Annotated in this window: 23 protein-coding genes and 2 pseudogenes; 12 read left to right on the top strand and 13 right to left on the bottom strand. The window is 66.6% G+C overall.

The features are described 5' to 3' along the window. A pseudogene (locus CSW59_RS21795) lies at positions 1-304 on the bottom strand (7-carboxy-7-deazaguanine synthase); the annotation flags it as partial. Positions 305-443: 139 nt separating this feature from the next. Then, positions 444-1,175 (bottom strand): annotated as a pseudogene (gene queC, locus CSW59_RS07085) (7-cyano-7-deazaguanine synthase QueC); the annotation flags it as partial. 475 nt (positions 1,176-1,650) lie between these two features. Here queC and CSW59_RS07080 point away from each other — a divergent pair. Together CSW59_RS07080 and CSW59_RS07075 are read left to right on the top strand one after the other, a co-directional pair. Then, entirely contained in the window at positions 1,651-4,464 is a 2,814-nt protein-coding gene (locus CSW59_RS07080) for a TonB-dependent receptor (protein WP_099443365.1), read from the top strand. 170 nt (positions 4,465-4,634) lie between these two features. Continuing rightward, a complete protein-coding gene (locus CSW59_RS07075; RefSeq protein ID WP_201722734.1) occupies positions 4,635-6,164 on the top strand; it encodes a response regulator in 1,530 nt (509 codons plus the stop codon). Positions 6,165-6,167: 3 nt separating this feature from the next. On the opposite strand, the gene CSW59_RS07070 is transcribed toward CSW59_RS07075, so the two are convergent. After that, positions 6,168-7,784, bottom strand: coding sequence for an AbgT family transporter (locus CSW59_RS07070; RefSeq protein WP_099443364.1), 1,617 nt, complete (start codon positions 7,782-7,784; stop codon positions 6,168-6,170). 255 nt (positions 7,785-8,039) lie between these two features. On the opposite strand from CSW59_RS07070, the gene CSW59_RS07065 reads away from it, so the two are divergent. After that, the gene (locus CSW59_RS07065; RefSeq protein WP_099443363.1) at positions 8,040-8,474 is read left to right on the top strand and encodes a helix-turn-helix domain-containing protein; all 435 of its coding nucleotides are present in this window, start codon (positions 8,040-8,042) and stop codon (positions 8,472-8,474) included. A gap of 90 nt (positions 8,475-8,564) precedes the next feature. Here the strand turns inward: CSW59_RS07065 and CSW59_RS07060 are convergent, their stop codons facing one another. Further along, entirely contained in the window at positions 8,565-8,912 is a 348-nt protein-coding gene (locus CSW59_RS07060; protein WP_099443362.1) for a PilZ domain-containing protein, read from the bottom strand. A 149-nt stretch (positions 8,913-9,061) separates the two neighbouring features. Beyond that, positions 9,062-10,294: a methionine gamma-lyase gene (locus CSW59_RS07055; RefSeq protein ID WP_099443361.1), complete on the bottom strand. Its 1,233-nt coding sequence runs from the start codon at positions 10,292-10,294 to the stop codon at positions 9,062-9,064. A 107-nt stretch (positions 10,295-10,401) separates the two neighbouring features. On the opposite strand from CSW59_RS07055, the gene CSW59_RS07050 reads away from it, so the two are divergent. The 3 genes from CSW59_RS07050 (at position 10,402) to CSW59_RS07040 (ending at position 13,604) form a co-directional block, all read left to right on the top strand. After that, entirely contained in the window at positions 10,402-10,860 is a 459-nt protein-coding gene (locus CSW59_RS07050) for an Lrp/AsnC family transcriptional regulator (RefSeq protein ID WP_013077966.1), read from the top strand. 74 nt (positions 10,861-10,934) lie between these two features. Beyond that, on the top strand, positions 10,935-12,338 hold the full coding sequence (locus CSW59_RS07045) for a sensor histidine kinase (RefSeq protein ID WP_099443380.1): 1,404 nt from the start codon (positions 10,935-10,937) through the stop codon (positions 12,336-12,338). 297 nt (positions 12,339-12,635) lie between these two features. Next, entirely contained in the window at positions 12,636-13,604 is a 969-nt protein-coding gene (locus tag CSW59_RS07040; protein ID WP_099443379.1) for a glycerophosphodiester phosphodiesterase family protein, read from the top strand. Positions 13,605-13,999: 395 nt separating this feature from the next. On the opposite strand, the gene CSW59_RS07035 is transcribed toward CSW59_RS07040, so the two are convergent. Continuing rightward, positions 14,000-14,863, bottom strand: a complete 864-nt coding sequence (locus CSW59_RS07035; protein WP_099443360.1) for a DNA adenine methylase — start codon at positions 14,861-14,863, stop codon at positions 14,000-14,002. 268 nt (positions 14,864-15,131) lie between these two features. Here CSW59_RS07035 and CSW59_RS07030 point away from each other — a divergent pair, with 268 nt between their 5' ends. The 4 genes from CSW59_RS07030 to CSW59_RS07015 are packed head-to-tail and all read left to right on the top strand — an operon-like array spanning position 15,132 to position 16,987. Continuing rightward, positions 15,132-15,413: a hypothetical protein gene (locus tag CSW59_RS07030; RefSeq protein WP_099443359.1), complete on the top strand. Its 282-nt coding sequence runs from the start codon at positions 15,132-15,134 to the stop codon at positions 15,411-15,413. Beyond that, on the top strand, positions 15,365-15,772 hold the full coding sequence (locus CSW59_RS07025) for a hypothetical protein (RefSeq protein WP_161495031.1): 408 nt from the start codon (positions 15,365-15,367) through the stop codon (positions 15,770-15,772). The genes CSW59_RS07030 and CSW59_RS07025 overlap by 49 nt, the downstream gene beginning before the upstream one ends. 47 nt (positions 15,773-15,819) lie before the next feature. Beyond that, a complete protein-coding gene (locus tag CSW59_RS07020) occupies positions 15,820-16,215 on the top strand; it encodes a hypothetical protein (protein WP_099443357.1) in 396 nt (131 codons plus the stop codon). Between the two features lie 4 nt (positions 16,216-16,219). After that, on the top strand, positions 16,220-16,987 hold the full coding sequence (locus CSW59_RS07015; RefSeq protein WP_099443356.1) for an SOS response-associated peptidase: 768 nt from the start codon (positions 16,220-16,222) through the stop codon (positions 16,985-16,987). Here the strand turns inward: CSW59_RS07015 and CSW59_RS07010 are convergent. Next, a complete protein-coding gene (locus tag CSW59_RS07010) occupies positions 16,984-17,259 on the bottom strand; it encodes a hypothetical protein (RefSeq protein ID WP_099443355.1) in 276 nt (91 codons plus the stop codon). The genes CSW59_RS07015 and CSW59_RS07010 overlap by 4 nt on opposite strands. A gap of 55 nt (positions 17,260-17,314) precedes the next feature. Between CSW59_RS07010 and CSW59_RS07005 the strand changes: the two genes are divergently transcribed. After that, positions 17,315-17,506 (top strand): hypothetical protein, encoded by a 192-nt coding sequence (locus CSW59_RS07005; RefSeq protein WP_099443354.1) that lies wholly within the window; start codon positions 17,315-17,317, stop codon positions 17,504-17,506. A 290-nt stretch (positions 17,507-17,796) separates the two neighbouring features. Here the strand turns inward: CSW59_RS07005 and CSW59_RS07000 are convergent, their stop codons facing one another. From CSW59_RS07000 to CSW59_RS06985, 4 genes are all read right to left on the bottom strand, one after another. Further along, positions 17,797-18,249: a hypothetical protein gene (locus CSW59_RS07000; RefSeq protein WP_099443353.1), complete on the bottom strand. Its 453-nt coding sequence runs from the start codon at positions 18,247-18,249 to the stop codon at positions 17,797-17,799. After that, positions 18,246-18,689: a D-Ala-D-Ala carboxypeptidase family metallohydrolase gene (locus tag CSW59_RS06995; protein ID WP_099443352.1), complete on the bottom strand. Its 444-nt coding sequence runs from the start codon at positions 18,687-18,689 to the stop codon at positions 18,246-18,248. The genes CSW59_RS07000 and CSW59_RS06995 overlap by 4 nt, the downstream gene beginning before the upstream one ends. Before the next feature lie 66 nt (positions 18,690-18,755). Next, the gene (locus CSW59_RS06990; RefSeq protein ID WP_099443351.1) at positions 18,756-19,058 is read right to left on the bottom strand and encodes a hypothetical protein; all 303 of its coding nucleotides are present in this window, start codon (positions 19,056-19,058) and stop codon (positions 18,756-18,758) included. Next, entirely contained in the window at positions 19,055-19,405 is a 351-nt protein-coding gene (locus CSW59_RS06985) for a hypothetical protein (protein ID WP_143754970.1), read from the bottom strand. The genes CSW59_RS06990 and CSW59_RS06985 overlap by 4 nt, the downstream gene beginning before the upstream one ends. 124 nt (positions 19,406-19,529) lie before the next feature. Between CSW59_RS06985 and CSW59_RS06980 the strand changes: the two genes are divergently transcribed. Continuing rightward, on the top strand, positions 19,530-20,546 hold the full coding sequence (locus CSW59_RS06980) for a DUF6236 family protein (RefSeq protein ID WP_099443349.1): 1,017 nt from the start codon (positions 19,530-19,532) through the stop codon (positions 20,544-20,546). 15 nt (positions 20,547-20,561) lie between these two features. On the opposite strand, the gene CSW59_RS06975 is transcribed toward CSW59_RS06980, so the two are convergent. Both CSW59_RS06975 and CSW59_RS06970 read right to left on the bottom strand, forming a co-directional pair. Next, on the bottom strand, positions 20,562-21,632 hold the full coding sequence (locus tag CSW59_RS06975; RefSeq protein WP_099443348.1) for a hypothetical protein: 1,071 nt from the start codon (positions 21,630-21,632) through the stop codon (positions 20,562-20,564). 66 nt (positions 21,633-21,698) lie between these two features. After that, a complete protein-coding gene (locus CSW59_RS06970; RefSeq protein ID WP_099443347.1) occupies positions 21,699-22,376 on the bottom strand; it encodes a hypothetical protein in 678 nt (225 codons plus the stop codon). Positions 22,377-22,648 lie beyond the last annotated feature (272 nt).

Below are 22,648 nucleotides of genomic sequence, written 5' to 3'. Positions count from 1 at the left end.
AGCTGCAGGAAGGGTTCGCCGCCCGTGCAGACCACCAGGCGGTTCGTCGGGACCGCCGGTCCACTGGGCCTCGACCGCGGCCGCCAGGTCGTCGGCCGTCGACTTGGCCACCGCCGTTCTCACCGTCCGATCCCCAACGAAAGTCGCTGTCGCAGACAGGTGCAGACCCTTGGCGCGATCCTGCTCGCGGCCGCTTCCAAAGATTGCAGCCGGAGGAAAACGGCAGAAGCACTGCCGCCTTGCTGCCCGCCTGGCCGCCTTCGCCTTGGAGGGTCAGGAAGATCTCTTTGACGCTGTAGGTCATCGCGCCCTCTCCCCTTGCGGGAGAGGGTGGCCCACGCAGTGGGTCGGGTGAGGGGTCGCGCGGCGGGGTCGGACACGTCTATCAACCCCTCATCCGTCAGCTTCGCGCTTCTACACAGACTTCTCCGCAAGGGAGAAGGAAGACTCTCTCGCGCCCCGCCGCCATCCCACTCGGCGTAGCCCTTTTCGCGCAGCTCGCAGGCCGGGCAGACGCCGCAGCCATAGCCCCAGGGATGCAGCGTCCCGCGTTCGCCCTGGTAGCAGGTGTGGCTTTCCTCGACGATCAGTTGGACCAGATCCTCGCCGCCCAGGCTCTTGGACAGCGCCCAGGTCTGCGCCTTGGTCAGCCACATCAGCGGGGTCTCGACCCGGAAATTGCGATCCATGCCGAGGTTCAGGGCGCTCTGCATGGCGTCCAGCGTCTCGCGGCGACAGTCGGGATAGCCGAGAAGTCGGTCTCGCACATGCCGCCAACCAGGGCGTCGACGCCCCGCCGGTCCGCGAGCGCGGCGGCGTAGATCAGGAACACCAGGTTGCGCCCGGCACGAAGGTCGAGGGCAGACCCCGCCCGGTCATCTCGATGGCGCGGTCGGCGGTCAGGGCCGACTGGGCGACGGCGCCAAAGCTCCTGATGTCCAGCACGTGGTCTTCGCCCAGGCGGTCGGCCCACTGGGGAAGCGCGCGGCGATCTGGCGGCGCACGGCCTGGCGCGCCTCCATCTCGACCACGTGGCGCTGACCGTAGTCGAAGCCGACGGTCTCGACGCGGCCGTAGCGCTCCAGCGCCCAGGCCAGGCAGACGCTGCTGTCCTGACCGCCGGAGAACAGGACCAGGGCCGCTTGATCGGCGGAGGGGCGCTCTAGCGGGCTCATGCGCGGCGCTCGCTTTTCGGGAAGGGGAACATGCGCCCTCCTCTACACGAGCCAGGCGCTCGCCGGAACCGGCGCCGGCCCAGCGTCCTGGGAGACGCGCCCAACCGTCGATACTCAGTTCACGAAGTGAGTCGAATTCTTGAGAGCGCTGTCACGCAATCACGCATGAATAGCGAGACAAAATCCGGAAGATGGGCAAAACTTCCGCTACGTAAGCGGCAAACCCAATCTTCTAATTTTGGATTGACTTGTACGCCTGGCGACAATGAGGTCGCATTTTAAGTGAAAAGCCGTAACCTATCACCGATCACTTACCTTTGCGCCAGTTGACAGTCAGAGAACGCAAGTATGCAATCTTGCAATGCTGCGATGGGTTCGCCGTACGCCCGCGTGGTGAAAAACAGTACGGCGTCGAGGAAACATCGACGCGGCAGGCCCACCCATAAGGCGCCGCTTGCGTCTGGGAGGGAATTCAATGTCGCAAACTCTGCGTACGCGGAGCCTGCTGGTCATGGGCGCTTCGGCGGCCGTGCTCTCAGCTCTCGCCGCCCCCGCTTTCGCCCAGCAGGGCGGAACGGTCATCGAGGAACTGGTCGTCACCGCCCAGAAGCGGGAGGAGGCGCTCCAGGATGTGCCGATCGCGGTCTCGGCCTTCAGCCAGGACTCGCTGGAAGCGCAGAAGATCGACGGCGGTCCCAACCTGCAGCTGGCCATTCCGAATGTCAGCTTCGCCAAGGGCAACTTCACCAACAGCTTCAACTTCCAGATCCGTGGCGTCGGCTACAAGGCCGTCGGCGCCTCGGCCGACCAGGGCGTCGGCGTTCACATGAACAACGCCCCCATGCAGTCGGGCAATCTGTTCGAGGCCGAGTTCTACGACGTCGAGCGGGTGGAAGTGCTGCGCGGTCCGCAAGGCACCCTCTATGGGCGCAACGCCACCGGCGGCGTGGTCAATGTGATCACCGCCAAGCCTACCGACGCTTTCGAGGCCAATGTCCGCGCCGAATACGGCAACTATGACGCCATCCGTCTGCGCGGCATGGTCAATGTGCCGATCTTCGGCGACAAGCTGGCCGTGCGCCTGTCGGGCGCCACGCTCAAGCGCGACGGCTTCGTCACCAACACCTTCAACGGCCACACGGTGGACGACCGGGACCTCTATTCGACCCGTGTCCAGGTCATGTTCAACCCGACCGAAAAGCTGCGCACCAACTTCCTGTGGGAGCGGTTCATCGAGGACGACAGCCGCGCCCGCACCGGCAAGCAGCTCTGCACCAAGGACAACGGCCCGGCCACGGTCGGCGGCGTACCCACCAGCGCGGCCCGCCGCTACCTGACGCAGGGCTGCGTTTCGGCGTCGCTGTACACGCCGGCTGCCTACGGCACGGTCAACACCTCGGGCACCCTGACGGGCCTCTTGGGCAACATCTTCGGCTTCACGGGCGGCGACGCCAACGCCGGCGACACCACCTCGACCAACCTGCGCGAGATCGAGACCGCGCTGGATCCGCTCTACCAGTCGTCATCGAACGTCTACCAATTCACCCTGAACTATGACCTCTCCGACACCCTGACCTTCACGTCGATGACCGCCTACAGCAAGGGCAAGGTCTATACGAAGCAGGACTACAACCGGAACGTCTCGCCGGTGCCGTTCAACAGCACGCCCTTCACGCCGGGCGGCTTCTTCAACGACCCGCAGGTGGGCAACACCGACAAGTTTACCACCATCGACGTATCGTCCGCGACCGCTGAGCAGTTCAGCCAGGAACTGCGCCTGCAGTCAGCCTTCGACGGGCCGATCAACTTCAACGTCGGAGGCATTCACTTCACCTATCGGACGCTGACCGACTACTACGTGATCGGCAATTCGCTGACCCTGTCGTCGCTGGCGCTGAACTTCTCCAACACCGGCAATCCCAACTGCAATCCGGCGACCACTGCCCGCTGCATCGGCATCGACACGGCCGCCGACCCGACCGGCGAGGGGCACAACTACTATCTGAACCGCACGCCCTACACCCTGGTCTCCGACGCCCTGTTCGGCGAGGTCTACTACCAGATCAACGAGGACCTGAAGTTCACCCTGGGCCTGCGCCAGACCCGCGACAAGAAGGCGGTCAAGAACTACTCGACCGTGCTGCTGGCGGCCGGCTACGGCCTGACGCTGAACCCGACCAATCCGGACCAACGCGCCCGCTTCACCGAGACGACTGGCCGGATCGGCTTCGACTACAAGGCCCGCCTAGGCTTCACCGACGACACCCTGCTCTACGCCTTCTACTCCAAGGGCTATAAGGGCGGCGGCATCAATCCGGGCGTCCCGGCGGACTCGGTCGGCATCCGCCAGACCTTCGACCCGGAGTTCGTCAACGCGTTCGAGGTGGGGACCAAGAACACCCTGATGGGCGGCAGCCTGCTCTTGAACGCGACGGGCTTCTCGTACGACTACCAGGGCTACCAGATCTCCAAGATCGTCAACCGGACCTCGGTCAACGAGAACGTCGACGCCAAGATCTACGGCTTCGAGCTGGAATCGATCTGGTCGCCGGTCCGCAACCTGAAGCTCAACGCCAACATCGGCTATCTGCACACCAAGATCGGCAAGGGCGTCACCTCGATCGACACAATGAACCGGACCCAGTCCAACTCGGCCTACACGGTCGTGAAGGTGGGGCCGAACTCGTCGGCGGTCGGCGCCAACTGCGTGCTGGCCACCGCCGGCGTCGCGACGATCCTGGGCGCGGGCGCCGGCGGCACCCTGCCCTGGGCCTGCTCAGGAGCGGCCGCCTACCAGGCGTTCCTGTCGGCGCCGGCCGCAGCCGGCGGCGCCGGCCTGCCAGCGGCCACGGCCGCGTTCCTGGCCAACGCCACAGGCCTCTACACCTATGGCTCAGGCTATTCGATCGAAGGCGTCGCTGCGGACCTGTCGGGCAACGAGCTGCCCAACTCGCCGCATTGGACCACCTCGATCGGCGCTCAGTACACCTTCGAGCTGTCGGACGGCTGGTCTGCGACGCTGCGCGGCGACTACTACCGCCAGAGCAAGCAGTACGCACGGGCTTACAACACCGAGTACGACCGCCTGAAGGCGTGGGACAACGGCAACCTCACGCTGAAGGTCGAGAAGCCCGAGTGGGGCCTGTCGATCGACGCCTATGTGAAGAACATCGGCAACAAGCTGCCTATCGTCGACGCCTACACCACCGACGACAGCTCGGGCCTGTTCACCAACGTGCTGACCGGCGAGCCGCGCCTCTACGGCATCGCCATCACCAAGTCCTGGTAGCGAGAGCGTAACCCCGGACCTGACAAGGCGGCGCTCTCGGGCGCCGCCTTCTTTTTCTCTTCAGGAAGCCCCCTTAAGGCGCCCGCGACACCGGGTGCGGGGCGGACTTAACGACTCTGCAAGGCCGGAAAGGGCAAGTTGCCCGCCTGTAAGTCCTGGCGAAGTCCCGAATGGAAACGCTTTCACGTCTGATCGAAAGGCGCGCGCCCGTCGCGCCCGACGCGCCGTGCGCCGAGGTCGCGGCGATGTTCGACGCCGATCCGACAGCGGCCTGCATCGCGGTCGTCCAGGACGAGCGCCCGGTCGGCGCGGTCTATCGCGACGTCCTGCAGGGCATGATGAAGGTCGCGGGCGACAGCCTCGCCGACAAATCCATCGCCGACGTGATGGACACCACTCCGCGCGTCATCCCGGCCGACAGCGACGCCAACGCCTTCGTGATCTCGCTGCGTGACAGCGCTCAACCCGTGTTCCGCACCGGCTATGTCGCGATCGACGCGGCCGGCCGCTATGTCGGGATCGGCGGCCTCAACTCGCTGCTCAGCGTCCACCAGCGCCGCCTGAACGAGGCGCGCGACGCCCGGGCCCTGATCGAGCGCATGGCCATGGATATCGGCGACCACCTGGACGGGGTGCTGGCCATCACCGCGCGGCTGGAGCAGCAGCGCCTGACCCCCGACGCTGCAGCCTTCGTCCGCGCGATCGGCGACACCAGCCGCGACATGAGCGAGACGGTCGGCCGAGCGATCGACCTGCACCGCTCGGCCCAGGGCCAACTGGTCTTCAAGACCGCGCCGATTCGGCTGCGCGACCTGGCCGACGCCGTAGAGGCCCGCTGGGCCGCCCGTGCGCAGGACAGCGGATCGACCCTGCTGGTCTCCTACGACGGGGATCCGGAATGCGGGGTCGAGATCGACGGCGAGCGCCTGATGCAGGTGCTAGACATCCTGGTCGAGAACGCCCTGGCTGCGGGCCGCGGCATGATCGAGGTCCGCCTGACCGCACGCCCCGAGGGCGACCTGGTGCGCCTGGACGCCCAGGTGCGCGACAATACCGCCGGTCACGACGCCGAAGCGCGCCTGGCGCGGCTGGCCGGCCCGATGAGCCAGCACCCCCTGCAGGACCGCAGCGAGATCGCCCTGAGTCTGGGCCTGGCCCTGGCCCGGCGCATCATGCGGGCCATGGGCGCGCCGCTGCACGCAGAGGCCAATCGCGGCGCTGGCGTCACCGCCGGCTTCTCGTTGATCGCCCGTCCGGCCGCCACGGTCGAAGCTCAGGACAGCGAGCCGACCGTCTCCTCGCGCGCCGCCCACATCCTGATCGTCGACGACAACGCCACCAACCGCATGGTCGCCGAGGCGCTGTGCGACATGTTCGACTGCACCTCCGAACAGGCCGTCGATGGCGTGGAAGCCATCGAGATGGCGCGCGGCGGTCGCTTCGACCTGATCCTGATGGATATCAAGATGCCGCGCATGGACGGGGTGGCCGCCACCCGCGCCATTCGCGAGATGGGCGGACGGGTCGGCCATACGCCCATCGTCGCCCTGACCGCCAACGCCGACCCCCTGGACGTCCAGACCTATCTGGCCGCCGGCATGCAGGAGGTCGTCGAAAAACCGATCAAGCCGGAACGCCTGGCCGTCGTCCTCAGCGCCCTGCTGGGCGGCGAGGACGAGGCCGAGACCGAGGCGGCCTAAACCCTACTTCAACAGCCCCCCGGGCGGGGTGTAGTGGACCTGGGCTGCAGGGCCCAGCGGCCAGTCGAACGCCACCCAGGCCAGCGTCATCAGCACGCCCGCGCTCATGAACGCCAGCGCATAGGGCAGCATCAGCGCCAGCAGCGAACCCACGCCCGTGCCGGGATCCCAACGCCGGGTCATGGCCAGCACCAGCGGGAAGTAGCTCATCAGCGGGGTCATCAGGTTCGTGAAGCTGTCGCCCATGCGATAGGCGGCGGTGGTCATCTCCGGCGAGATGCCCAGCAGCATGAACATCGGCACCACGACGGGCGCCAGCGCGCTCCACTTGGCCGAGGCCGAGCCGATGAACAGATCCAGCACCGACGAAAAGCCCAGCACGCTGACCAGCAGCACCGGCGCGGGCAGGTTCAGCGCCTTAAGCGTTTCAGCGCCGTGGATGGCCAGGATCGGCCCCAGGCGCGACCAGTTGAACATCGCCACGAAATGGGCGGCGAAGAAGGCGAAGACCACATACGGCGCCACCGAGCGCACGCCCTCGGCCATCATGGCCACCACGTCGCTTTCCGATTTCACCGCGCCGGTCCCGACCCCGAACGCGACGCCGCTGGCCAGGAACAGCAGCATGAAGCCGGCGATCAGCGCGCCATAGAAGGGCGTGAGCTGGGCCGGACCGCTCTTGGTCTCGTCGATCAGCGGCGTATAGCCGGGCATGAGGCTGAGGGCGGCGAACAGGGCCACCACAGCCAGCGCGGCCAAGCCCGCGAACTTCAAACCGCGCTTTTCCTCGGGCGTGACGGCGGACTTGGCCAGTTCGGCCTTGAGCGCGTCGTCCGCATGACCGCCCCAGGGGCCCAGGCGCGGCTCGACCACGCGGTCCGTCAGGAACCAAGCGATCGGCGTGAAGACCACCACGATCGCCAGGATGAACCACCAGTTGCCCAACGGGTTCATCGTCCACGACGGATCAATGATCCGCGCCGCCTCTTGCGTGAAACCAAACAGGACCACGTCGAACTGACCTGGCGTCAGATTGCCGGCGAAGCCCCCCGACACCGCGGCGAAGGCGGCGGCCAAGCCCGCCAGCGGGTGTCGCCCGACGGCGGCGTAGAGCAGCGCGGCCAGGGGGATGAACACCACATAGGCCGCGTCAGAGGCGTGGTGCGAGACCATGCCGATGACCACCACCAGGGGCGTCAGGATCTTCTTGGGCGCCTCGCGCAGACTGGCCCGGATCAGGGCGCTGAACAGGCCCGACCGCTCGGCCACGGCCGCGCCCAGGATCACCACCAGCACCAGGCCCAGCGGGGCGAAGCTGGTCAGCGTCTTGGGCATCTCGGTGAAGAGGCGGGCCATGTTCGCCTCGGAGAACAGGCTGCTGGCCGAATAGGTCAGGATCCCATTCTCCAGCTCGCCGAACGACGGAGCTTCGTCGCCGCCATAGGCGATCGACGCGGACCAGCCCAAGGCCTGTCCGAGGGCCGACAGGACCATCAGGCCCAGGATCAGCCAGACGAAGATCATGACCGGTTCGGGGAGGAGATTACCGAGTCTCTCGACAGCGCCGAGAAAGCCTTTTTGGCGGCGGGAAGACGTGACAGGAGGAGCGGCGTCGCTCATGCGGCATCCGTTACAGTTTCAGGGTCCCTCCGCCCCCACGGCTAACAGTCGTCGCGCTGTCGGTAAAGCTGAGCGCGACCTGACCGTTGATCTGCCTTCGGATAAGCTCCAACCTGCCCGCCGCGCGCGCGTTTTGCGGGCGTTTGCAACAAGCTCGGCTATCGCGACCTAACGCCGCGCCCGACGTTCGCTCGCTTCCACCGACGCGGCGGTCGTGTCATTTTCGCTGAACAACCGTTGGAGGCGGATTTACAGATGAGCGAAGACACCGAAGGCCGACGCCCCAACCCCGTCGACTTGCACGTCGGCGGCCGGGTGCGGATGCGCCGCAAGCTGATGGGCGTAAGCCAAGAACAGCTGGCGGACTCCCTGGGGCTGACCTTCCAGCAGGTCCAGAAGTACGAGCGCGGCGCCAATCGCGTCAGCGCCAGCAAGCTGTATGACATCGCCAAGACCCTGCAGGTCCCGGTGTCGTTCTTCTTCGAGGGTCTGGCCGACCCGATGAGCGGCGCCGAGATCGACGCGACCGCCCAGCACGCCGAGAAGGTGGTGCAAGAGTTCCTGACCACGCCGGAAGGCCTGGAACTAGCCGAGGTGTTCCCGCGCATCGGTCGCGGCCGCGTGCGCCGCCAGGTGCTCGACCTGGTCCGCGCCATGGCCGACGAAGCCCAACGGAACGAAGTCGCTTAAGGGAAGCGACTCCAAGTTTCCGTGATTTTGACGAGGCCTCGGACCGCTCACCCGAGGCCTTTGTCATGTCTGGAGACCCGTTCTGAAGGCTCAGCTCGTCGGCGCTTCGGCGTGGAAGGCCTGCCAGATACGCTTGGCGGTCCCAACGGCCGCCGGGGCCAGGCCGCGCAGGTCATAGGTCCGCACGATGCGCATCCCCACCTCGCGCTCGCGCTGCCAAGCGACCATCACGTCGTGCGCCTGGCCGGCGACCAGATCGACCAGCTGCGCCTGACTGGGCGGGGCGGCGCTGGCCAGCATCTGCACCTTGGCGCCCTGGCCCGACAGATCGCGGATCACGCAGTCCCAGGCGAAGGCACCGCACAGGACCTTGCCCGAGCGGTTCGTCGGCAACCGCGCGCTGCTTCGCCGATCAGCTTCAATGCCAGGTTTCGCCATGCCTTTGATAAAGGCACGACGCAGTTAATCGGCTGTTCAAAATGAAGGTTTCCGAGCTTCTTCCTCCGACCTCCCCGGCGAATGCCGGGGCCCAGATCAAACCCGCGACACCGCGACGATTGGCAAGGCGGTAGGCGCGCTTACCGGAATCACCGCGCGTGAGTCTGGACCCCGGCATTCGCCGGGGAGGTCGGGATTTGAGAGTCCAGCGCCCGCTCCAGATCGCCGAGAATATCGGCAACGTCCTCCAGCCCCACCGACAGCCGCACCATCCCCTCGCCGATCCCCGCCTCGGCGCGCTCTTCGGGGGTGTAGGTCGAGTGGGTCATGCTGGCCGGATGCTGGATCAGGGTCTCGGCGTCGCCCAGCGAGACGGCCCGGCGGATCAGGGTCAAGCGGTTCATCATCGCCACGCCCGCCGCGTGCCCGCCCTTCAGCTCGAACGCCATCATGCCGCCGCCGTGGGCCATCTGCCGCGCGGCCAGCGCATGCTGCGCAAAGCTGAAGAGGCCCGGATAGAACACCCCCGCCACCGCCGGATGGGTCTCCAGCCAGCGCGCCACGGCCAGAGCGCTCTCGCCGTGACGCGCCATGCGCAGCGACAGGGTCTTCAGGCCTCGCATCACCAGGAAGGCCGTGAACGGCGACATCACCGCGCCGGTCATGTCCTTGACCCCCACCAGGCGCACGCGGCCCATGTCCTCGACGCCGCCGACGGCGATCCCGCCCACGAGGTCGCCATGGCCGCCCAGGTACTTGGTGGCCGAGTGGACGACGATGTCGGCGCCCAGGCCGAGCGGCCGGGTCAGCACCGGCGTGGCGTAGGTGTTGTCCACCACCACCTTGGCGCCGGCCGCCCGGGCGATGGCGCTTATCGCGGCGATGTCGACGAGGCGCATGTTCGGATTGGCCGGCGTCTCGAAATAGACAATGCGGGTCTTGTCCGAGATCGCCGCCGCCAGGGCGCCAGGATCGGTCATGTCCACCTGGCGCACGGTAACACCAAAGCGGGTCAGGCCATCACGCATGAAGGCGAAGGTGCAGCCGTACAGGGTCTGGTCGGTGATCACCTCGTCGCCGGCCTTAAGGAAGCTCCACAGCACCGCCGTGATCGCCCCCATGCCTGAGGCCGTCGCCACCGCCGCCTCGCCGCCCTCAAGGCTGGCCAGACGGCGCTCCAGGAGATCGGTCGTGGGATTGGAGATGCGCGAATAGAAGTGCCCTTCCCGCATGCCGGCGAACATCTCGCCGCCAGCCTCGGCGCTCTCGAAGGCGAAGGTCGAGGTCAGGTGAACGGGCGGCGTCAGCGCGCCATGCTCGTCGGCGGGGTCATAGCCCGCATGGATGGCTCGGGTGGAAAAGCCGCCTTGATCGCCGCGCATGGATCGCTCCCTTTTGAGGCTACTGTGATCCTTGAAGCGGCGCGGCGGATTGCGAACTCTGCCACGGTGAGGTTCTATTTTGGCAGATTCTGCTCAGGAGGCCGGGCATGGACGCCAAGGATCGCCAGATCATCCGCGAGTTGCAGAAGGACGGCCGCCTAACCAATCAGGAGCTGGCCGAGCGTGTGAACCTGTCCCCCTCGCCCTGCCTGCGCCGGGTGCGCAATCTCGAGGCCGAGGGCGTGATCAAGGGCTACACCGCCCTCGTCGACCAGAAGGCCTACGGCCTGCCGATCACCGTCTTTGTCCGGGTGCGTCTGGACCGCCACGGCCAGGACCTGATCCAGGGCTTCGAGGCGGCCGTGGCGCGGATCGACCAGATCCTGGACTGCTTCCTGCTGGCCGGCGGCGACGACTATCTGCTGCGGGTCATCGTCGACAGCCTGGAGGCCTATGAGGACTTCATGCGGCGCAAGCTGCACGCCATCCCTGGCATCGCCTCGATCGACACCAGCTTTGCCTATGGCGTGGTGAAACAGACCCGCGTGTTTCCGGTGACGGGATGACGCGAACCGCGTTATCGGTAAGCCTCACGGGAAAGTCAGTCATAGGGAGCGCTGACGCCGATACGATGACCGGGATGATCGAAGACGCTCCGCCTCTGTCCGCGTCTCCCAGCGTGACCACCGCGCTGAAGCATGCGCCGCTGGGCATCGCCATCTTCGACAGCCAGATGCGCTATCTGGCCGCCTCGCGGCAGTATCTGACCGACCAGCACCTGCCCGCCGACATGCCGCTGATCGGCCGTCTGCACTACGACGCCTTTCCCGAGGTGCCCCAGAAGTGGCGCGACCTGCACGCCCGCGTCTTGGCCGAGGGGGTCGAGCTGCGCCACGAAGGCGACCCTTACATCGACCGTGACGGCCGCACCGAGTGGATCCGCTGGTCGATGGCGCCCTGGCGCACCGACGCCGGCGAGATCGGCGGCCTTGTTCTCTACACCGAGGTCGTCACCGCCAACATCCAGGCGCGAATGAAGTTGGAGGCTGCCGAGGCCCGCTATCGCGCGGTGTTCGACCAGGCGGCCATGGGCGTGGCCCGCCTGACCCCCACCGGCGCGATCCTGGAGGCCAACGACGCCTTCTGCGCCCTGCTGAAGCGCGATCGCGAGAGCTTGCTCGGCGCCACGCTGCAACATTTGATGCATCCCGACTCCCTGGCCGCCACCCTGGAAAGCGCCGCCAAGCTGCTGTCGGGCGAGGCCGAGACCTGCTCGGCCGAACGGCGGGTGCGGGTCCCGGGCGGCGACCTCTGGATACACCTCACCGCCTCGATGGTCCGGGTCGACGGACAGCCCGCCTATATCCTGGCGATCATCTCAGACATCAGCGCCCGCAAGCAGGCCGAGGATGCGCAAGGCCGCTATCAGGCCCAGCTGCGCCTGTTGATCAATGAACTGAACCACCGGGTGAAGAACACCCTGGCCACGGTCCAGTCGATGGCCTCCCAGACCCTGCGCAACGAGCCCGATCCGATCGTAGCTTTCGAGAAGTTCGAAGCGCGCCTGCTGGGCCTCTCGCGTGTCCACGACATCCTGACGCGCGAAAGCTGGCACGGCGCTGAGCTGCGCGAGGTGGCCGAGCGCGCCCTGCAGCCGTTCGACGAGGCCGGCGCGCGGGTCACCATCGAGGGGCCCTCGGTCTGGATGCAGCCGGGCGGCGCCCTGACCATGGCCCTGACCTTCCACGAGCTGGCGACCAACGCCCTGAAGTATGGCGCTCTGTCTAACGCGACGGGCCAGGTGCGGCTGGCCTGGACCTACGACCCGGAAAGCCGCGCGCTGGATGTCATCTGGAACGAGGCCGGCGGACCGCCCGTCTCGCCGCCGACCCGCAAGGGTTTCGGCTCGCGGCTGATAGAACGCAGCCTGCGCGGCGAGCTGAAGGGCGAGGCGTCGATGGACTATCGCCCCGAAGGTCTCAGGTGCCGCCTCAACGCCTGTCTGCCCGAGGTTCACGAGGGCGGCGTGCTGGGCCAGGGCTGAGCCGCGCGTTCAACTGGAATTTGATCACCCGCATGGCGGCGCGCGGCGACCGGTGGCGTCTTGTCCCCGAGAGCAAGCTGGCGTCCCCACCCGCCGGCCTGTTGGCCGACCGAGGAGTCGTGACCTTGGTCGGCCGCCTCTCACGGCCTTCTGAACAAAGCTTCATTGGACAACAACGGCGACGCGCCTCACCTGAGGGAGGGCGGCAGCGGCGCCGTCACATCTCCGAGCCCGGAACGACGCACGCCTGTCGCGCGACTCGGTCATGGTTTGGCAAAAGGCCGGGGGGCCTTGGTTGTGCGATTGTTGTCCATCTCGCTCGTGCTGGCACTATGCGCCGCGGCCTGGCCGGCCGCCGCCGGGGGCTTGCGCGATCGCCTCTACGATCCCGGCGACGGCGTCCTGGTGGTGGCCCACCGCGCCTGTCATCGCGCCGCGCCCAGCCATGGCTTCGAGCACGCTGTTCCCGAGAACTCGCTGGCCGCGCTTGAGCGTTGTGTGGCTCTGGGCGTGGATCTCGTCGAAATCGACGTGCGCCGCACGCGCGATGGCCATCTGGTGGTCATGCACGACGCCAAGGTCGACCGGACCAGCAATGGCAAGGGCCGCATCGCCGACCTCACCCTCGCGGAGGTCCAGGCCCTGCGCCTGAAGGGCAGCCAGGATGAGGCCCCGCCAACGCTGGAAGCGTTCCTGCGCACCGCGCGTGGCCGCATCCTGGTCAATATCGACCTCAAGGGTCCCTACGCCGCGCAGGCCGCGCAGGTCGTCCGTCGCGCCGAGGCGGCCGACTGGGTGCTGTTCAAGGCCAAGGCCCGGTTCGGCGCGCCGCCGATCGCCGACCAGGCACCGTATCAGGGCCTGGCCTTCATGCCGATGGTCGCGGCCAAAGCGGCCAGAACGCCCCGCGACCTGGCCGGCATTATCCTTCGCCAGGCGTCCGGCGCCCGTCAGATTCCGGCGGTCGAGACCGTGGCGCTGAAGGGCCAGGGCTTCACGGCCGTCCGCGACGCGGCCCGCGCCGCCCGCATCCGCGTCTGGGCCAACACCCTGGCGGACAAGGGCTGGCGGCGCATGCTCGACCAGTCCGGCGACCGCCAGGCCCTGCGCGATCCTGACCGCGCCTGGGGACGGCTGATCGACCAGGGCGCCAGCATCGTCCAGACCGACCACCCCGCCGCGCTGATCGACTATCTGGAGCGCCGCGGCCTGCGCGGCCGAGCGCCGGCGGTCATCGCGAGCGCGGGCGGTCAATCGTCATCCTGAGCTTAGAGAGCGATCGACGGTTCACGACCACGCGGGCGCGAGGGCTTCACCGCCGCGAAAGCTTTTTGATTTCAAAGGGAAATCAGTCCGTCCTGGTGGCGGGGGCGGTGTGCAAAACGGAACCCACTTCCGTTCTCGGTCTGGTCCGCTTGGCCGTTTGACCCTTCCTCCGCCCGACCAAGGCTAGCTCAGAGGCCTGATGCCGCGTGCTGTGCGCCTGTAAGGATCTGGCGAACCCTTTCGCCAGATGCCGTTTCTAATCAAACCAGGGGGTGCGGGGGATTTCGGGCGGCGTCGATCGACGTCCTCGTAGTTCGCCCGCCCTGCAGACAAAAAAAGCCCCGCGTGGGCGCGCGGGGCTTGGAGGTCGGGCGGCTATGGAGGCGGGCTCTGTCTTAGAACAGCGCCCTTTGTGGCTCTGCCAGGGCGAGCGGAACGCCCTTGGCGATCAGCAGCTCGGCCGCCGGCGCGGCGTGCTCGCCGCCGGCGATCGAGTACGTCGTCCGCACCGCCTCGAGATCCGCCCATGCGAACGCCGCTCGCATTTCCGGGACATCGTTGATCGACAGCAGGAAGCGCCCGCGGATGCTGGCCAGGGCGTCGGCCAGGCGCAGGAAGTCCGCCCGGGCGAAGACCTCGCGGCCGTAGTCGTCCTCGGATCCGTAGTAGGGCGGATCGAGATAGAACAGGGTCCCCGGCCGGTCATAGCGCGGGATGAAGTCCGCCCAGTCCAGGTTCTCGATGATGACACCGGCGAGGCGGTCGTGGATCCGCTTCAGGCGGGGCTCGAGGCGCGCCAAGTCGAAGTTGCGAGCGCTGTAAGGATCAACGCCGAACGCACGCCCGCGAACCTTCCCGCCGAAGGCCAGGGTCTGTAGGTAGAGCACCCGCGCAGCGCGTTCGATATCAGTCAGATCATGCGACGGCGCTGTCTTGAGGTGATCGAACTCGACCCGCATCGCCGGCCGCCAGCGCAGCTCGCGCAGTAGGGCCTCGGGGTGCGAGCGCAGAACCCGGAACAAGGTGACGACGTCGCCGGATACGTCGTTGATGACCTCGACGGCCGGCCGTACCGATCGGCGCAGGAAGACGCCGCCCATGCCGAGGAAAACCTCGCAGTAAGCGTCGTGTGGCGTGCTGGCCAGCACCTGGCAGATCCGCTTGGCCAGGTGGCGCTTTCCCCCGATCCAAGGCGCCGGCGGCTCGGCCGAGGAAACAGGCAGGTGCGGAAATCGCACCCCTTCATGGTTGTGCGTCATTGTGAGCTACTCCTTTAAGCGATTAGGAGTCCGCCGCCTCCGGAGGCTGGGGCGGACGCGCCGTCGGCGATCGACGGCGTCGCGTGGCGAGGCAGCTACTCGCCGGTCGGCGCGTTGGCGCGCGCCGATCCCGCCCTACCCGGAAGGACGGTGTTCTTGAGCTCGCGCGCTTGACTCTCGCGCGCGGCGGAATGAGAACATTCGCGGAACTTCGGAGACATCGTCATGCTGGCCAGACGCGCCTGTCAGCGCGCGAGAGCGCACGCCCATGCCTGAGAAATTCGAGCCGGGCGTGCCGCTCGACCACTACCGCCAGCACGACGCGAGCATCCAACTTCATTGCACCGCCTGCGCCCAGATGACCCTTCTGGACCTTGAGACGGTGATCGCAGGCTTGATCGCGCGCCGCCTCGGCGACGAGCGCACCGGCATACGCGCCCTGGCGCGAACCTTCCGCCGTCCCTGCGAGCGGTGCGGCGCGACCGCCTGGGAGACGCGTCCATGCTTTCCGTCTCAAAAGCCGTCGATGCGGATTGGCGGACCTCGCTGATGGCCAAGAACCCCGCCTACCTGCCCGCTCACGTCTGGACCGTGGCTGGGCTGATCGATGCTCAAGAGCGGGTGATCTGGTCTTGCCGGAAATGCGGAGCGTGGGCGCAGGCCGACTTACTGGCGATCCAGCGAGCGAAGGGGCCGGACTATAGCCTCGTCGATCGAACTTCCCGTTGCCGCGTTGAGGGATGCGGCGGAACGGTCGGCTTTCACTACGGATCGCCAGCCCGCCCGCTGAAAGCCCTTCGCGAGCGCCAAGCCGCTATTCAGGGCCAAAAGGAGCGCGAGGAAATGGCGCGAGCCAAGGCCGCTTACAACGAAGTCGCGCGCCGCTTGAAGTTTCCGCCGCTGCCCTAGGCGCCGACCGCCACCGCCGATAGCTTGCCACGCCCAAGGAGACCCGCATGACCGCCGAGCCCTTCACCTGGCGCACCGTGAACGAAGAGACAGGCGAGGTCCGCCGGTTCTACGAGGACGGCGCATCCTTGATCGCCACGGGGACGCGCGCGCCGCACGCGTTCTGGCAGCGCCACCCTCTGATCGCCCAGGCGGTCGAGACGCCGGCGTCGGATGGCGATGCGGCGACGGTACGGATCTTCCCGGCGTCGCTGGACGCACCGGAGGCGCCGCCCACCACGCGCCCCAGCCGACCCGCGGATATGACACTTGCCGGCGAGTGGAAGACCGACCCCGATTTCTGGGCCGCCCATCCGTGGGTCGAGCACGTCGAGGTCCACCAGATGGTCGACGATGATCCGGCCGGCGACTGCTGGTCGGTCGAGATCTGGCTGAAAGGCTGAGGCGGTGTGCAACCTCTATAGCCAGCGAAAAGGGCAAGCGGAGATCCTGGCCGCCACGCGCGCCATGGACCGCGTCGGCAACATGCCGCCCCTGCCCGGGATCTTTCCCGACATGGCCGCGCCGATCGTCCGTCACGCTGCCGACGGATCGGGGCTGGATCTGGCCATGGCGCGTTGGGGAATGCCCTCGCCGTTCTTCGTCCAGCGCCAGGCGGCCGAGAAGCGGGCCGAAGGCCTGCGCAAGAAGGGCCACGTCATCGACGACGACCGGCTATCCCAGCTTATCAAGGCCGAGCCGGATCGGGGCGTGACCAACGTCCGCAAGACCGACAGCCCGCACTGGCGTCGCTGGTTGACGCCCGAGCACCGTTGCCTTGTTCCGCTGAGCTCTTTCGCCGAGCCCAACCAGGTCGGCGGCGTCCCTGGCGAGAACGTGTGGTTCGCGCTCAGCGAGGACCGCCCGCTCGCCTTCTTCGCGGGCGTGCATCAGATGGCCTGGACGTGCACCCGCAAGGCCTCGGAGGGCGAAATCACCTGCGACCTGTACGCCTTCCTCACCACTTCGGCCAACGGCGTCGTCGGCGCGGTGCACGACAAGGCCATGCCGGTGATCCTGACCACGGCCGAGGAACGCGACGTGTGGATGCGGGCTCCCTGGGAGGAAGCCAAGACCCTGCAGCGGCCCTTGGCCGACGACGCCCTGGTGATCGTCAGCCGAGGCATGGGCCAGAAGCAGGACCCGCCGAAGGAAGCCGAGGCGGCGCTGATCTAGGCCTTCGGCTCGAGTTCAAAGTACGGCGCGCCCAACCCTTCGTCCTCGGAGCGGTTCATGACCTTGTCGTCGCGCGCTCTGGCGACCAGGACCTGTACGCCGCGGTAGCGGATGCCGTGGATGATATTGGTGCAACGCGCGACGCCGAGCGGTAGGCGGAAATAGCTATCGCACGCCATGCTGATCGCGCCGGGCAAGAGATTCTCGTCGCCGGTCGCGGCGGCCTCTTCGGCCATCTTGTCCAGCATCGCGTCGATTTCGTCGGTCGTCATGGCTGGCGGTGTAGCCGAGTCGGACCGTTCTCGCGCGCCTCCCCGTTCACCGGCCATGGAACCCAAGACCATCAGCATCGTGGAAGCCGGCCAACGCTGGAACGCGGCCTATGAGAGCGACGGCAAGGCGGTATGCGTGATGAGCGCTTACGGCTCCGAGCGCGCCTCCATCGGACGCAAGCCGGCCGCCTTGGTCGCAGAAAACTTGTTCCGTCAGATCGTCCAGCGGCGAGCTAGGGCGCGCTAACACGAAAGCCCCGCCGGCGGACCGGCGGGGCTTGTTGGAGCGCTCAAGCCTTTTGGCGAGCACCTGGTCGTGGATCGGCCCGGCCGGCGCCGGGCTAGGGTCGCTTTCGATCCTGGGGCGGCGGCCCGCAGCCGGCTTGGCCCTGCTCGAGGCGGCGCCAGCCTCGGCGCGCCCAGGCCGGCCACTCCGTCTCGCGCCAGCGCAGGAACTCCACCGCCAGCTGGTCGCCCAGGGCGGCGACGATTGCCTGATACAGCAGGTCCTGGTCGACGCCAGCCGGCGGCAGGGGCTCAGCCTCGAGGGGCGCGCAGATCGCCGCCGGCGGCGGATACGGAGGCGGCGGGCTTGAAGGCGGAAGCTTCCCAATTCTCCCGGTAGTCGAGCACGCCGCCAGCGCCAGGCTGAGAGCGAGGAGGGGAAGAAGTCGTGCTTTTCGCATGGTTGATCGCGCGGCCGACGGCCACGCCCTTCTGAAAGCTGCTGGAGATCTCGTTGACGCAGGCGACGTCGGCCTCGCCCCGGTCGTCGGCCTCGTCGCCGGCGCGGGCGATGACCTTGCGATCACGCTCGTCAATGTCGCGGCGCAGGTTGTACTCTCGAGCCTGCTGGTCTTTGTCCTTGAGCCGCCAGACCACCAGGTCGTCGCGCTGCTTCAGGACCACACCGCCAAGGCCCAGGATCACGATCGCCGCCACGCCCGCGACGGGCCCGGCGATCGACAACGGGACGCCGAGCGGGTTCACGACCGCGCCTCGTGCAGGCCTTCGCGCGTACCGCCCCGGTCGATGGTCAGCAGCTGGCCGCGCCGGCGCGGATCGAAGCTGATGTGGACCCAAACACCGTGCTCGTGGATCAGCTGGTCGAAGGTGATCGCCGATCGTTCCAGGCGCTCGGCGATCTGCAGCGGCGTGCCGTAGTCGGGGCAAACGAAGTCGACCGCCCAGCCCTCGAGATGAGCCGAGGCCTTGGCGCCGCCGGCGGCGCGGTTCACGTCCGGAGAGCGATAGCAGCTGGTGATCCGGATCGGCTTGCCGCCGAGCAGTTCGCGAATGCGCTCGAGCTGCTGCGCGACGGTCTTGAGCCGCGCGATGATCTCAGGCGGCGGCGTGTTGTCGAGGCCAAGGCGCGCGGCGTTGGCGCTGACCGTCATTTCGGCCAGCGTGAAGTGCTCGCTCATGTGCATGGCGAGGGTCTCCGGTGCTGTAAGGGAGGGAGAAGAAGGGATGCGAGCGGCGCTCGCAGCCGCGGCCTATTCGGCGGGCGACTGGTGGCGGCCGGGCGCCTGGCGGTGGAGGTTGATCAGCATAACGAGCGCGACCCAGGCCAGGCCGATCAGAAGCAGGGCCTCGCGCGGGGTCGCGGGAACGCCTGTCCTGACGATCGAGAGGGCGACGATGCCACAGATGACGGACAACAGCAGCAGCGACGCCCAAACCAGGCCTGGCGCGCTACACCAGCTCTGGAACGCGGGCTTGAGCATGTAGGCGCGGATCGCCAGCCATCCGCTGGCCAGCGCGCCGGCCGTGGCGGCGACAATGTCCATCGTGGTCATTGGGCACCCCCGGCCTTGTCTACGGCGTTCTCGGCCCAGCGCAGCGCCTTGGGGAACATCAGCGGCAGCAGCTCCCAGCCGAACACGCCGAAGGCGAAGGCCACCAGGCCGACGTCACGCAGCGACGCCCACGGGATGAATCCGACTAGGCGATCCGCGAACACGAAGGTCAGCAGCAGGCCCGACAGCACCGCGCAAACCACGTTCAGCAGCAGCCAGTTCAGATCCTTGCGCGTGAGCTGGCCGCCCGACCGGGTCTTGATGGCGAAGAGATAGAGGCCGTACAGCCCCGCCCCCGCCATGGCCATGCCGTATCGCCCGATCCAGTCGGGGTCTCTCCAGGGCATGAGTGGCCCCTCCTATTTTGATGGCAATGGACTCTGTTCTGACTGCGTCGGCGGTGCGTGACGATGGACAAGATCGGACACGGCGGGCAGGTTCGGCGGCTCGCCGAGCGGACTGGGGCAGTGCATGCCAGATAGCGATCTACCGAAGGGCCTCAGGTTCGAAGGGGGAGGCCTGCGCAAAGTCATCACCCAAGCGGACGGCACGTTCGTGATGGGCCCTCCGGTCCATGACGTAGAGCTTGCCTTCACGCTGATGAGTCACACGAAGGAGGCGCTGCTAAAGCCGGACGAACAGGGTCTGATCCTTAGCGGCTCAATCGGCCGCGACGCGGATGGCAAGCCCGCATCCCTGTCGCCGCCGACCGCACAAGAGCTTCGGCACCATTGCCTCCTGTGGGATAGGCTGGACTATCCGGGCCACGATCAGACCGAGGAACTTACCGATCCGGACATGGCTTTCCTAAAGTCGGAGGGCATCTTAGTCCGAACGCAATTTAGCTACATGGCCAGTGCGCCAATGCGGGCGCGCATGGAGGCCGATGCGGATTTGCTAGCGGGGCCGGCGCAGGCCTTCTCTCAGGCCGAGCAACGACAGCCCGGCCAATGGAGTCTAGCCCGCCCTGTCGATGGCGGCTCGTTCGCCGCTGAGGATATGGCCTGGGGGCGCGGCCTGCTCTTCGAGCTTCACAACGCCATCCCCGTGCCAGCAGCGGAAGTGCCGCTGGCGGACGTACTCGAGTTCAAGGCCAAAAGGTTCGCCGAGCTCCGCACGCTCCGGTCCGCGCTCGGCGAGGTCTATCAAACAGTCTTAGCCGCGCCCGACGCGGCGTTCGCTTATCGACAGCATCTAAATCGCCTCGATCGAGCATTGGCAGACGCGGTAAAGGTCAGCCGCGAAAGCAAGTTCCCTATCCAGTTCTCAAGCTTACAGGCGAAGCTCGATCAAAAGATCTGGGTCGCAGGCTCCGCCGCATTCGCGGCGGCGAGCTCGGTAGGCCTGGGGCTCACCAACGCTGCTTTATCGGCCCTCGGCGTAGCCGCGTTGTCGTCTCTGAACAAGACCGCAGGCCTACGCCAGTCAAGATCGAAAGGCACGCCGTTCGAGTACGTCACGCGCTTTCACCAAGATCTTCGCGCGTGAGACGAAACTCAGTGGCTAGTCATCGAGGAAGGGGTGCCCGTTGACCCAATCCTGGGGCCGGATCATTTTGACCGGCACTTGAGCGGTGGCATGTGTTTTGATCTGCTCGCGCAGATCATCAGTGATGTGTTCCTGGAAGCCGACGCGATCGGGTTCAAGGATAACTTCGAACTCATAGCCACCCGCCCCCACATGATAGAAGGGCCGCATCCGGCTTCCGTCAGCGAGATGGATGATGTGGATCGTTAGGTCTGAAGACCTGGTCGGCGCAACCAAGCGTGTCGGTGCGGCGGATCTATCCAACGGGTCAGGGACAATGACCCCAGACATGCGCTTCTCTTCTGGCCGGTAGGACATGGCGAAGAAGTGATGGTTGTCGTACCAAGTCCGATAGGCTGGACCGCTGAGAAGCGCTGAGCCGTCATAGTCCCAGTGCCTCACTGAATACTCAAGCTTTCGCGCCTGCCCGTTGTGCATAATCCCAATTTCGAACCCGCCACCGTATGCAAAGTTCAGCGCTTTCATTTCCCCCAAATCAGCATCGCATAGGGCAGCAGCTAAACGGGGCATGACCACGCCGTGAAGCGCACCCCGGTAAGCCCCCTCGCGCTCGCCCCTGAACTCAATTGAATCGACGAAATGCCATTGTCCTGATCCCGCGTATAGGACCCTCGCGTCGACCTCTTCTTCATATTCGCAGTTCAACGATTGCGCGACCGATCGGCCATCATCGACCTGCGTCCAGAGTTGCATTGCGACGCCTTCTGAAACTTTTCCGGTGAGCCGAACGGCCTTGAAGGCGTCGCCAAGTATTAGGTCCTCTCCACGCTCGACCATCCGCAGCAGTTCCCGGGCGATCGACATGGCGACTTTCACATCCCCTGCCCACATGACGACGTGGCGAGGACCCAAGACATACATTTTCTGCTGAAGACGCACCGGCTGCTTCGGCCCCGGCTCAGAGCGTTTGCGCCTACCTGAAGGAAATTCCAACTCAACGGGGACTACGCCACCAGTCCTGGAAATAAGCAAATCGGAGAGAAATGCCGCTTTGCTCGGGCTAGCCGCGCCCAGGATAATCGTCATGCCACGCTCCAGCCAATGCCAAGCCCAGGCACAAAGCCTAGCATCTGGCCCACCAGGTTTGGCTTCCTAAAACAGCGTCAGCCCGCGCCGCGCCATGCGGATCTTGGTCCTGGCGTAGATCGCCGCCAGCTCGGCGGCCGTCTTGGCGACACCGTTGTAGAAGATGAACTCGGCGGCGTTCAGGCCCTGGTAGAAGGCCGTCGCGGTCGTGTCCCCCTTATAGTAGACATTGCCCAAGGCGTACTTTCGCGCCGCCAGCACCTTCGCCTGGGTCTGAGTCACCGGCGTTTGGCCGCCGACCATGGCGATGTGGTCGCCGTTGTTGCTGACCTTGGCGACGAAGTACCATTGGTCATCGGCGATCGTGCCCGTGATGCCGGTGTTCGACCCGCCGTTGCGGACGCGGAATTGGTGATTGGTCCCGGCCCAATAGACGACCTCGCCGCCGTCAGCCGTTTCGCTGCCCGTGCCCATGACGATCCGGCCCGCCGTGGTGATCGCCTTTCGCTGGACCACGGCGCACATAGTCGAGACCTGGGCGTCATCCCACTGGGTCTTCAGCCCATTGACGCCACCGGGCTGGGTCGAAAGGTAAGCCCCGGCATAGGTCGGCCGGCCGTCCAGAACAGCCGTGGCGACCGCCCCCGAACCGGTACCACCCGTGAAGACCGGAGTCGGCGGGCTGGTATAGCCCTGGCCCGGCTGGGTGACATAGACATCGAGCCCGCCGTCAACGCCCAGCACGACGACGCCGGCCGCGCCCGTGCCACCGCCCCCGTGAACGAGACGGAAGGCCGGACAGTGTAGCTCCCACGGTTGCTCATCACGACCGACTTCACGCCGGTCTCCGGCGCGTTCGGCGTGAGGGGCAACCCGTTCACCCGGCCGACCAGGCCCGAAGCATCGCCTTTGTCGAACAGCCAGTGGTCCGAGGCGTTCAGCTCGAACTCGGGGAGGTAAGACAGGGCCGAAGCGCTGATTTGCGGCAAAGCCGGGTTGTTCAGGATCGTCGAAAG

It is taken from the genome of Caulobacter sp. BP25, from assembly GCF_002737755.1.
Lineage (GTDB): Bacteria > Pseudomonadota > Alphaproteobacteria > Caulobacterales > Caulobacteraceae > Caulobacter.
This window is presented reverse-complemented; position numbering and strand designations above follow the sequence as displayed.